Annotated in this window: 9 protein-coding genes; all 9 read right to left on the bottom strand. The window is 38.5% G+C overall.

The window, feature by feature from the left end:
• Positions 1-14 precede the first annotated feature (14 nt).
• Positions 15-380 carry a response regulator gene (locus L656_RS0113180; protein ID WP_024599547.1) on the bottom strand — a complete coding sequence of 122 codons (366 nt, stop codon included), beginning with the start codon at positions 378-380 and terminating at the stop codon, positions 15-17.
• On the bottom strand, positions 355-1,545 hold the full coding sequence (locus L656_RS0113175; RefSeq protein WP_024599546.1) for a sensor histidine kinase: 1,191 nt from the start codon (positions 1,543-1,545) through the stop codon (positions 355-357). Before L656_RS0113175 ends, L656_RS0113180 begins: the two co-directional genes overlap by 26 nt.
• Positions 1,546-1,987: 442 nt before the next feature.
• Positions 1,988-3,004, bottom strand: a complete 1,017-nt coding sequence (locus L656_RS0113170; RefSeq protein ID WP_024599545.1) for an ABC transporter ATP-binding protein — start codon at positions 3,002-3,004, stop codon at positions 1,988-1,990.
• A 14-nt stretch (positions 3,005-3,018) separates the two neighbouring features.
• Entirely contained in the window at positions 3,019-4,518 is a 1,500-nt protein-coding gene (locus L656_RS0113165) for an ABC transporter permease (protein WP_024599544.1), read from the bottom strand.
• Positions 4,518-5,558 carry an extracellular solute-binding protein gene (locus L656_RS0113160; protein WP_024599543.1) on the bottom strand — a complete coding sequence of 347 codons (1,041 nt, stop codon included), beginning with the start codon at positions 5,556-5,558 and terminating at the stop codon, positions 4,518-4,520. The genes L656_RS0113165 and L656_RS0113160 overlap by 1 nt, the downstream gene beginning before the upstream one ends.
• Complete coding sequence (locus tag L656_RS0113155) at positions 5,559-6,371, bottom strand: hypothetical protein (RefSeq protein WP_024599542.1); 813 nt, start codon at positions 6,369-6,371, stop codon at positions 5,559-5,561. It lies immediately after the preceding gene.
• Positions 6,372-6,614: 243 nt separating this feature from the next.
• Entirely contained in the window at positions 6,615-9,077 is a 2,463-nt protein-coding gene (locus L656_RS0113150) for a hypothetical protein (protein WP_024599541.1), read from the bottom strand.
• Between the two features lie 314 nt (positions 9,078-9,391).
• Complete coding sequence (locus tag L656_RS0113145; RefSeq protein ID WP_024599540.1) at positions 9,392-10,612, bottom strand: M24 family metallopeptidase; 1,221 nt, start codon at positions 10,610-10,612, stop codon at positions 9,392-9,394.
• A gap of 22 nt (positions 10,613-10,634) precedes the next feature.
• Positions 10,635-11,924 carry an NAD(P)/FAD-dependent oxidoreductase gene (locus tag L656_RS0113140; RefSeq protein ID WP_024599539.1) on the bottom strand — a complete coding sequence of 430 codons (1,290 nt, stop codon included), beginning with the start codon at positions 11,922-11,924 and terminating at the stop codon, positions 10,635-10,637.
• Between the last annotated feature and the right edge of the window lie 409 nt (positions 11,925-12,333).

Here is a 12,333-nt window from a genome sequence, read left to right as displayed (position 1 = left end):
ATTTAAAATTATTATTACTTTATATATGAGCTAATTTCTTTTGCGAATGTACGCGTATTTATAGGTTTAGAAATATATGCGCTGTTAGGTATACACAGCAATTGGTCTATATCTGCGGGTAAAACAGAAGCCGTAACAAAAACGATAGGAATATTTGCCGTTTCTATTTCATCTCGCAAAATTTTAGCAATTTCTGTCCCAGACATATCTGGGAGTTGAACATCTAATATAATTACTTCCGGGATTTCACGTCTTATTGTTAAAAGTGCATCCTTTGCATTCATAGCAGTAAACACTTTAAAATTTGCCATGAGTAAGAGATCTTTCTCTAACAATAAATTATTGGCATTATCGTCAACTACAACTATTTTGGTTTTCATTATTCTTTACCATCTGCTTTTGTTTAATAGGCAAAGTGATACGAACCGATGTGCCCTTGTTGACACCTTCAGATTCAATAACAAATTCGCCCCCATGCAACTTAACTAGACTTTTTGCAATAGGCAGTCCTAGCCCTGTACCTTCTGTTAATCTAGAGTAGGGAGTTTCAATGCGAAAAAAACCTTCAAATATTTTTTCCATATTTTCAGCAGCTATACCTATACCCGTATCCCAAATTGTTATCTCTATTTCAGTATCTGTATGTCGTGTTTTGACACCAATTTGACCCTCATCGGGTGTAAACTTCACTGCATTTGAAAGCAAATTATAAAGTATCTGTTTAACCTTAAGGGAGTCTGCTTCAATTGGTGGCAAGTCATCAGCAATTTCAAGGCACATATCCAGTTGCTTCTGATTAGCTGTATCTGCTGTAAGGCCTGTAATTTCGTATAATACTTGGCGTATCGGTAGGTGAGAAATAGTAAGGGTCATTTTACCGGCTTCAATTTTAGCCATGTCCAATATTTCGTTAATAAGTAACAATAAATGTTTGCCGCTCACCAATACATTTTTGACATATTGTTTTTGTTTGTCGTTTAAAGTGCCGAATGTTTCATCGTAAAGCACTTCAGAAAATCCATTAATAGAATTAAGTGGGGTTCTAAGTTCATGCGACATATTAGCTAAAAACTCAGACTTTACTCGTGCAGCACTTTCTAAATCGTTTGTTAATACTTCAAGTGCTTTATTTGCTTTTACTAACCCTTCTTGAATCGCATTACGTTCGGTAATATCTTCGATAGACAATAAAATTATGCGATCTTTTGACTGAGTGCGTTTAATTTGCCTTGCGTTGAGCAGCATTGTACGCCAACCAATTGTTTTAAAATTGTGCTCAACTTTATAATCATCAAAACTCGTTTTTTGAGGCAATATCGTTTCTAGTAATTCACGCAGCTTGGGAATGTTCCATTGATTATTACCAAGGTTGTATATTAACTTTCCAACGGTGTCTTTGTGATTAGCGCGAAAAAACTCATAAAATGAGCGACTCGCTGTTACTACTCTTAAGTGCTGGTCTAAAACAATTAGTGGCTCACGAACTGTATTTACAATACTTTCAGAGTATTCTAATAGTTCTTTCTTGGTACTTATTTTATTCACTATCTAGTTCCTTTGTACCATTAAGGGCTGAACAACTTTATAAACGTTTAAAGGATAATTAAGGTTCAGGAATGCTGTGATTATAGCTTTATTTTTATAATACGTTCGCTAAAAGCAATGCTTAATAATGTGTTTTGATGTGTGTGTGTGGTTTCAACTAATATAAAAGGCGTAACTTGATAAGCGATATCTGAGAGGAACTATTTGAACATTAATCTTTGTTCAGTAAACAGCAACAGCTGATTAATAGCAAGAGGTTCATAAATTAACCTGCATATTATTGTTGTTTATTGACTATGGTGAGTTTTTTAAAGGTAAAAGGTATTAGTTTTAAGCGCAACAGGCTTTTACGGGGAGCGTATTTAAACTGAATTTTGGGTCTAAATAGCAAGTATTGATGTAGGTATTAGTGTTTAAATTAATACCTACATCAATATTTATATCAGTCTGTAGATTTATAAACCGCTAGTGGGTGGGATGTACTTAGTGATACATGTACTTCATCGCCAGGGTTTACCACAACTTCATGGCTTACTCGACTAGTTACAACAGTAGAGCACGCAAGTTTTACAGCGCACAAGCGGCTGCCACCTTCAAAGCGTACCCAAATAACTTCGCCGTTACTGCCAACACTGCTTTGAACGAGTAATACATCGTCTGGTCGAAGTAGTACATCAACGTCGCCACTTTCACAGTCAACGCCATGAGCGGGAGCATTACCAATTGAAGTAGTGGCTTGTCCTTGGCTAAATTGGCCGCTAATAAAGCTCGCCTCACCTAAAAAACGTGCCACAAAGCGATTGTTTGGGGTACTAAAGCAGCGCTCTGGCGTATCAATTTGTTGAATTTCACCGCCTTTTAAAACGCCAACACGATCGCCAACAGAAAGTGCCTCTTCTTGGTCATGTGTTACCCAAATAGCAGGTACGCCAGCGGCTTTAAGTGCGTTTCTAATATCCCAGCGAAGCATGTCTTTAAGGGCAGCATCTAAGTTAGAAAGCGGCTCATCAAGTAATACAAAGTCAGGCTGGTGGGCAAGGGTGCGTGCAAGTGCGACGCGCTGCTTTTGGCCGCCAGAAAGCGTTGCTGGTTTTTTATCTCTAAAATCGCTCAGTCCAAGTAGGTTTATCCAATACTCAGCAGGGGCTGTATCTTTTAATCTAAAGCAAATGTTTTGCTGTACGGTTAAGTGCGGAAATAACGCAAAATCTTGAAACACCATACCTACACTGCGTTTTTCAGGAGGTATGGTTAATTTAGGTGTAGCACGCCATTTACCCGTGTTTATTTCGCCTTCGCTAATAGGTATAAGGCCCGCAAGGGCTTGTAAAATTGTACTTTTACCACAACCTGTTGGCCCTACAAGCATAAGGATTTCGTTTTCACCCAGGGATAAATTTAAATCGCTTACTACGCGGTTACTGCCATAATCTATAGACAACTGACTTACAGATAGCATTGTTTTTTAAATCCTTAATGTTCAAACTGGTTGCGTTTTTCGCCAGACATCATAATAGCTAACCCGCAGGCAGATATCACTACTAACAATAATCCAGGAATAGCAGCGCGACCAAAGTAGCCCGCTTCGTATACACGCCATAAATAGGTAGAGAGTGTTTCAAACCCTGTTGGGCCAAGGAGTAGCGTGGCTTCTAGTTCGCGCATTGACTCTAAAAACACCAATGCTGCACCGGCAATAATACCGCGCATTGTTAAAGGCAGTGTTATACGAGTAAATACTTCACGTGGGCTTGCCCCTAATACGCGCGCAGACTTTACTAAGCTTGGATCTAAGTGTTCAGTGCTTGTTCTAACAGAGCCTACAGCAAGTGGTAAAAATCGCAGCATATAAGCAATAATAAGCAATCCCAGTGTTTGATATAAAAACGGTAACTGCAAACCACCGTAAACAAGCGCTGTGCCCATTACTATACCCGGAATACCAAAACCAAAGTAAGTAACACGCTCCATTATACGACCCGTTTTTCCACTCAGTGCGGCATGTGCAACGGGAATCGCAACGATAACAGCTACAATTGCCGCAATACCCGATGCATACGTAGAGTTCCACGCAATATTAAAATCAAATGAGCTAAAACCATCACGAGCTAACCAAAGCGAAAATATAGCCAAAGGCAAGCCAATAGCAAGCAGTAAAACAGGTGCAAACGTAACAAACATGGTACTTAACTGTAATTTGTTTGGAAATAAAATTAACGGGCGACCATGGCGCTCAGGCGCTGTTTTTATTTGTGATTCAACTAAAAGTAAAAAGCCAACAATAACCATCAGTTGAAGCGAAAGCATGGCTGCACGCCCTAACGCAAAGGCGTTGTATTCAACGTAAATTACGCGGGTAAAGGTATCTAGGCGCATCATTGCGGGCGTGCCAAAGTCTGATAACGTATAAAGCGCGACTAACAAAGAACCTGCTGCAATACCGTTAACTACGCGCGGTAATATTACTTTAAATATACTTTGCGTCATCGACATTCCAAGCGTACGCGCTGCGTTAACCATGCTCGCGTCAAGGCTCAGTAAGGATGAGCGAGTTGTCATCATTACAAATGGGAAGGTATAAAGCGTCATTACAATGGCAGCGCCGGTTAGGCCATACATAGATGGGGTTTCTATTCCTGTTAAGGTGTTTATTTCGCCACCGGGGCCAAAAGCAGCATAGAGGGTAAAGGCGCCAATATAACTGGGAATTGCCAGCGGCGCTGCAAATACAACCAGCCAGAGCTTTTTAAATGGTAAATGGACATACGCGCTAATAAACGCAAGTGGCACACCAATTAAAATAGATCCGAGTACCGTTAAACCCATTAAGGATAACGTGTTTCCTAAAATTTGAAGATTGTGGGTGTCAAACACTGAGCTTGCATCGCTTGCAAGTACAATTAATACATAAACAGGGGTAAGCGCAACAAGCGCTGCAAGCAGCGCCATTGGATAAGAGGCAGGTATTTTCATTACAATACGCCGCTGCTTCGCATCAAATCTATAGTAGGGCGTAAATCAGCTAGCTGTGTTAAATCTACTTTAGGTGGAGAAATATTAGCAAGTGACGGTAAACCCTCAGGTTGGGTAATACCATTTACTAACGGAATTTCGTACGCTTCACTGGCTAAGTAACCTTGTACTTCTTTACTTAGTAAGTAACGCATAAAGTTAGTAGCAAGCGGATCATTGTTAAGCGCTAATACACCCGATGCATTAACTAAACAGCCCGCATCATTTTGTGTAAATGCTAAATCTAGCTTGGCATCAGGCTTACCTGATTTTAAACGCAAAGTGTAATAGTGATTTGCAAAACCAATATCAACTTCACCGCGTTCAACGCCCATCACAACACCTAATTCACCAGCGTATGTTTTAGCACGTTTTTGAATTTTTTTAAGCCACTTAGCAGTTTTGTCGTCGCCTTCTAAAATTCGCATTGCGGTTACAAACGATTGAAAAGAAGCGTAGGCGGGCGCCCAACCAATACTTAAATCGCTGTCGGCAATTTCCATAATACTTGTTGGAATTTGATCTTTGGTCAAACGCGACGTGTTATATGGCAATGTACGAATACGGCCAGTTACAGGTGCCCACTCTTTATATCTAAATTGTGGTTGTAACTGAGCAGATAAATCACCTGGGATAGGTTGTGCAAGACCTGCATCGGTTACCAAACCTATAGCGCCTGAGTCAACCGCCCAAAATAAATCAGCGCGGCGAACACCGGCTTTAGCTTCTGCAACAATGGTATTTGCTAAAGCAGCAGTAGGACCTCGGCGTATACCGAGTTTAAAGTCTGGATTTTTTTTCTGGATTGCCTGTAATACGTTTTCATACAAACCACCTTCGCCTCGACCTAAATAAAGGGTTAACTCACCTTCAAGCTTTGGTAAATCATCAACAGAAACTGGGTTTGCTATATCAGCGGCTAGCGCACGAGAAAGAGGTAGTGGCAATGAGCCAACCACCCCTAACGCAGCTAGGCCTTGAATAAAGGTCCTACGCTTCACTTAAAATACATCCTTACGGGCTTTTTCTGCTTTTTCTATAAGCGTTTTAGCGCGGTCTAATTTTGTTTGCATATCACTGATCACATCGCGTACTTCATCTACGCTTTTGCTGTTTTTAATTGCTAGTGGCAGTGTTACGTTAAAGTCTTTTTCCAGCACTTCAACTAGGTTAGCGTCTTGCTCAATAAGTGTACCTTCAACGCCTTCAAACAGGTGTAGGTAAGTGTCATGAACAATTTCAGTTGCTTCGTCTTGTAAACGCTCAGCAAATTTAGCTACTACACGGTCTAATTTGTGCTTAATTTCATCAATTGTGGCACTTTGTGTCATTTCTTTTGTAGCGGTTGCTTTTACAGTGTCTAACAAGCCTTTTTGCTGGAATTTTGCAGCAAGCTTAACAGCCCCAAGGCCTTGCCACAAGGCTATGTTCATCGCTTTTTGTTGTTTACGAACTTCCTCAGCAGGCTGCTTATTATCAATGGCCATTTTTACGCCATAAAGACCCTGCCAAATAGAAGCGTATACCGGTACAAAGTTAGTTTCTATTGCGCTGTGAAACTTAACTGATTCCCAATATTCAATTAAATCATCAGTTTTTACAGATTTTGCGCCTTTAGTATCGTAGTCGCTTACCATGGTATCAACTTTGCCTACCATCCATTCTACTTCTTCTGCGTAACTTTTAAGGTTAGCTTGAAGATGATTAACATGCTCGCCAATAGGGCCGTTAGCTAATACTGGTTGAGCCATAAACGCCGAGGCTAGTAAAAGGCTTGCACCTAAAGTTTTGGCTGGTTTAAATAGTAATTTCATAGCAAAGAAGTCCAAAAGGTAATTGTAAATGATAGCCATTATCATATCCATAATGATTGCCAAAATCAATATATCTATATTTACTCGTAAAATCCCATTTTTCTCTTTGATTTAAATAACTTAATGTCATGTAAGAAAGCTTACTTTGTAGCGATTATAAATGTTACTACTAAGCAGGTTTATTTTTTCGCAGGTTGGCGAGAATTTTAAGCTGCTTTTGTGAGCAACTTAAAACGCATGATTTTATTTAGTTAAGTTTACGTTTTTTACTAATCTTATTTTTTCACCATCTACATCTAAATATGCTGTAATATTTGCACGAGTGAGCTCACTGTTATTAGCTAATTCAAAGTGATAGGTTCTGCTCTCATAAGGTTCTATTTTCACCTTTTGTTTGAGTTCTTTTATTACTAAAGGTTTTAAATCAGAAATAGCAGAAAGAGTGAGCGTACCATCAGTTTTACCTGAATATGGTCCTGTAAGCGTTACGCTGAAAACACCTATGTTTTTATTGTTTTTGGTGTACTTATATTTCATTCCAACACCATTAAAGGGCATTAGAGATTCACGAAAATGTGATTGATAGCTAAGTGACTGCCATTGTAGTTTTTGGTCAACCTTTAAACTTTTAGCGCCTTGGACTTTCGTTAAATCGAGATTATGAGTGCCGGGTTTTAGCGCATTACTTATTTTTTGTTTTGCAATAACATTCCCTTTAGTATCTAAAAATTGAATGTTAGCTGAAATCTTTAGTTCAAAATCTGTGGGGTTGTAAACTCTTAAAAAAGCATCACTTTTATTAAAGTATATACTTGAATCAATACCAGAAAGCGCTCTAAAACCAATATCACCTAATCGCTTCATGTAATCGTTAAGCTTTAAGTTTAACTCAGAGTTAATAGTTGTATGGTGTTTTTTATCTGTTAGCTTTGCCATTAACTTACTTAATTCAAGCTCACAATTTGTTAGTTTAAAGACATGAATTTGGCACGTTCTGAATAAGCGGCTTAGTAAATTATAATTTTTAAACACCCAGGGATTAGGTATTTGGGCAACAGATGGCTGTGTATTACTAAATGAGTTAGCAGGATATAAATAAGGGGTAAGTAAATGGTTGTTGTTTCTACTTAGTAAGCTGATTTTTTTGGTGTTTAATGTTGTTAGTATATCACGAGCGATAGGCAGAATAATTTGCTGCTCTATTAATTTATTATTTAGTGCAGTTAAGGTGATTTTTATATGTGCCTCCTCTAAAGAAAGCAGGATGGCAATAGATTTATTTTTAATTAAGGCCTCCCTAATTTCAGGTGTTAAGCCTAGCTGTAATGAACTAAATTTATTTATATTTTGCCCATTTATATGCAAGCGTTCACCATCAACGATTATAAATTCCAACAACTGATCATCATTTATTTGTTCTTTCCCAATAAAACGCTGCCTATATAGTTGATTATGTTTGCTACGTTTTGCTTGTAAAGCAACACCGACTTCGCTTCGGCGTATCTGTGATTGTTCAAAACCGATTAAAACAGCCACTTGGTTTTTGTTAGAAATATTTATAATCTGATTCGATAATGGCCCAGGAAAATCCATGACAGGGTGGGTCTGTTTTCTCGGTGGGTTAATATCTAAACGAGATAAATCAGTTGAGTCTGTATTTCGTAACCAATAAGAAGCCCCATCTTGCTCCCATGGTCCTGACACTATATGAAAACTTGGCTTAATATTTTGTACAAAATCAGCGAAGCCTTCTTCAATTGCTTGCCAATCTTTAAAAGTGTGTTTAAGTAATGAGTTAGCCGTTGAAAGGGTTGACTCACTATGGGGGTTAGCTAGCCTAAGCTGCTTTAAAAAGTAAGCAAAAAATTGTGCTCGCTCTGGTGAACTTAAAAGATAATGAATGATAAAAAAATTAAGACCGCGTTTAAGTGCAGGATCATCGTTAATTTGTTCAATAGTGGGTTTGTTCTCGCTGTAATACTGTTTTAAGCCCATCTCTATATAGTTCATTGGGGCACGATCAAATACCATTACTGTTAGTTGTTTCAGATTTGGATCATAAACATGATGAGCAACTGAATCAGCTAGACCTTCTGTTATCCAATTGGGTGCCCAAGTAGAATGGCCATTTAATGCCATATGAAATGCATGCATTGTTTCGTGGATCACGATGTAGCGCTGATGATGTTCTCTATGACTAGGGAAGTTGTAACCTGCGCGATTATAATACATGGTTTCACCACCAGCTGTTTTATGAACGCCACGTAAAAAACCATCATCAAGCATAGCTTCACGAACTCTTGAACGACTACTACCATAAACCACAGCAATCCGTTGGCGTTCAATATTAGGTGGCTCCATCCCAAACAACGCAACATAGTGTGGATAAGACATCTCTAATAACTCTAAATATAGCCTTACTTTTTCTTCAGGTAGGTCACTTTTAAGTGCAAAGTGCTTGCTTATCCACCAATTATAACCTCGGCTATTAGCAATTTTACTCTCACTATAAGTGTAGGGAACTTCTTTACCCAAAAACTTAATATCTATGTCCTTTAGTGTACTTGTGTAACCGTTCACTGCTATATCAGCTTTTAATGGTGCTGGTGTTATTGGTTTAATAGGATTTTTAATATAAGTCGCTGCTTGTGGTTGGCAAGCTACAGTTAAAAATACGAGTAGTAGAAGGATTATACTTTTTATCATTATCGTCACCTTGTATTTATGTATATTGTATACAATAAATGGTATGGTGTTTGGGTTTAAAAGTAAACTAATAATAACGTTTACATACTTAACTTACCCTTTAAAATATGAGTTAAAAACATGCAGAGTTTTAGGTTCATACAGCGATTATTTACTTGTAAAGCAGAGGGTGACGAGGGCTTAGTTGACACAAACCGCAGAGAACTTTAACTTAATTAGTACACGCATAAAGTGGCATAATAACAGCACAGTTTGAGCAACTGTGCTGTTTAATATTATATTATATAGCCGAATTTATTTTTTGTTTATCTGGCTTACTCAGCCAAGCCAAATGGATTATCAATACTGTGTGCGGGTTCTGTAAACCATTTAGGTCCTGATTCAGTCATATAAAAGTGATCTTCTAATCGCACGCCAAATTCATCAGGTACAACTAGCATTGGTTCGTTACTAAAACACATACCTTTAGTAAGAGGGGTTTTATCACCGCCTACTAAATATGGCCATTCATGAATGTCTAAGCCAATGCCGTGGCCAGTGCGATGCGGGCAGCCAGGAGTTTGGTATTCAGGACCCAACCCTTGTGCTGTTAAATAATTACGAGCTCCAGCATCTACGGCTTCACATGTTTGGCCTATTTTTGCTTCATTAAATGCAGCAATTTGTGCCGCTTTTTCATAGTTCCAAAATTGGCGCTGGCGATCGCTCGCTTCACCAAATACGTAGGTGCGGGTGATATCTGATAAGTAATCATGCACTTTACAACCAGTATCAATTAATACCATGTCACCTTTTTTTAATATTTGCGCGTCTTTTACACCATGGGGGAAAGAAGTTGCAACACCAAATAATACAATGCAAAAGTAATTGCCTGGTGCGCCTACTTTTTGGTGTGCTTGCTTTATAAACGCTTCTACTTCAGTGGTACTGATGCCTTCATGTAGCATACTGGCAGTTGCTTTATGTACCGCCAGCGTCATATCCATAGCACATTGCATTAATGCAAGTTCATTGGCTGATTTATGCATGCGACAATGTGCAGTAACAGGCTGTGCATTAACTAACTTTAAGCCATTTTGGGCTTTATTAATGCCATCAAAAATAAAGAACTGTGCGCTTTCGTCAATACCAACTGTGCCATTAGCAGCAATACCCATTTCAGATAATATATTGACAAATAATGCGTATGGACTTTCATGCTCTTGCCAACCGTGAATTGGACCATCAATCACTTTAAAGCCATTTAATGAACCAATTTCAAAATACGGAGCAATATATTGCACACTACCATTAGCAGGTAAAATTGCTCCCACCAGACGCTCACTTGCATACCAACGCATTCCCGTAAAGTAAGTAAGGTTTGTGCCTGCATTTAAATATATGGCATCAATACCATTGGCCTGCATGTATTGCTGAGCTTTTTTAATTCGTTCTAGGTGCTCTTGTGGTTGAATCGGGGTTAAATCTTCAGTCACATCATTCAAACTAGCAAGTGCTTGTTCTTTGGTTTGAATGCCAATACCTTTGGTTGTCATTATACTCTCCTAGTTAATGTGCTTATTGGGCAAATGGTATGTGTGAATTACTTGCCGCTTGGGTGTTAAATCGGCATATACTATAAGGTGTTAGGTCAATCTCTGCGTCTTGTCTTAAACATAAACTAGTGATTAACTCTCCTGTGACGGCACCTTGTGTTAAACCGAGATGCTGGTGGCCAAAGGCAAAAAATAAATTAGGGTGGTAAGGTGCTTCACTTATTACGGGTAATGAGTCTGGCAAAGATGGTCTACAACCCATCCATATGCTACTCGGTTCTGATGGAATAGAAGAATTACTTAGCATTGCTTTTGCGTGCGGTACTAATGCAAAAGCACGTTTTTCGTTCATTTCTCGCTCAGTGCCAGCAAATTCAACAGTGCCTGCAATACGGAGTCCTTGGATCATAGGGGTCATAATAAAATTTCGTTCTGCAGACGCAACAGGCCTAGATAAGCCATAATTACTTGCTAGCATGCAGTGGTAACCACGTTCAGTATCTAATGGCACCTTATAACCTAAAGGCTCTATTAGCGATTTACTCCATGCTCCTGCTGCAACAACAACTTTATCAACGAAAAATGTTTGTTGATTATTACTGAGTATATACCCGCCGTCAGACTGCTTAATTTTAGATATTTTTTGTTGGCAAAACTTCCCCCCTAGTGCACTAAATTGTTCAGCTAAATTAATGCAAAAAAAATAAGGATCTACGCTGTGGGCTACATCTTTAAATAATAAAGCATGTGTTATTACTGCCGATAGGGTTGGCTCTAATAATTTAACCTCTTCAGCGCTGAGTAGTTCAACAGCAATACCTTGAGCTATAAAGCTATTATAAATTTTTTTTATATGTGTGAGCGATGTTGTTTCAAAAGTTAACAAACTTCCTTTTTTTGTGAGTAAGTGGGCTAAATTAAACTCATTGAGCAAGTGCTCGTATGCAGTAATAGCTCTGTTATTTAATGCTTTAAGCGCTTCTATATTTGCACTGTAGGTTTTACTTCTCATATTTTTTGTAAACAGCCAAAACCATGGCAGCGCTTTAAAAATATAGCGCCAATCTATGCGTAGTGGACCCAATGGGTTGAATAACATACCCGGTAACTTTTTCAATAATGATGGGTGTGCAAGTGGAAAGATTTGTTCGGTAGCAAAATGCCCCGCATTACCTTTTGAACAGCCTTGAGCCAATCCATTTTCGTCATACAAAGTGACGGAAAAGCCAGCTCGTTGTAGGTTAAGTGCACAACAAATGCCAATAATTCCAGCACCAACCACAGCTATTTGTTGTTTTTTTTGCTCTGCCAAAATGTGTTACTCCACTTAATACTATTTGCGTTGTTAGCCTGTAATAAACGGGCTGTGTTGTTTTGTGTACCATTAATAATCAACGCTGTAACAACTTTAATTATTAATTATTAGTTATTTACTTACAGTGCCTTAGCATAACTTTCTTTTTTGGTTTAGAACCATGCATCTATAAATTTGTAAAATGCCACATTGGCATATTGATTATTGTATACAATATACCTATCATATCAAGTCTAAACATAAATTAGGTAATAAAAATGGCAGTAAATTGGCAAGGAGTCTATTCAGTAATAACGACTCAGTTCAATGCAAATAACGCCGTTAATTTTGCATCAACAGTAAATGATGAACTAAATAACGAAGGCGTTCACGGCATTATTGAACTGGTTACGGCAGACAACAAAGT

Source organism: Pseudoalteromonas sp. TAE56, assembly GCF_000497955.1.
In the GTDB taxonomy this organism is placed as follows: Bacteria; Pseudomonadota; Gammaproteobacteria; order Enterobacterales; family Alteromonadaceae; genus Pseudoalteromonas.
Note: the sequence above shows the minus strand (reverse complement) of the source record. Positions and strands in the feature narration are given on the sequence as shown.

Coding starts and splice junctions, on each gene's coding strand:
- L656_RS0113180 (WP_024599547.1), bottom strand. CDS start 380: ATGAAAACCAAAATAGTTGTAGTTGACGATAATGCCAATAATTTATTG.
- L656_RS0113170 (WP_024599545.1), bottom strand. CDS start 3,004: ATGCTATCTGTAAGTCAGTTGTCTATAGATTATGGCAGTAACCGCGTA.
- L656_RS0113155 (WP_024599542.1), bottom strand. CDS start 6,371: ATGAAATTACTATTTAAACCAGCCAAAACTTTAGGTGCAAGCCTTTTA.
- L656_RS0113145 (WP_024599540.1), bottom strand. CDS start 10,612: ATGACAACCAAAGGTATTGGCATTCAAACCAAAGAACAAGCACTTGCT.
- L656_RS0113150 (WP_024599541.1), bottom strand. CDS start 9,077: ATGATAAAAAGTATAATCCTTCTACTACTCGTATTTTTAACTGTAGCT.
- L656_RS0113165 (WP_024599544.1), bottom strand. CDS start 4,518: ATGAAAATACCTGCCTCTTATCCAATGGCGCTGCTTGCAGCGCTTGTT.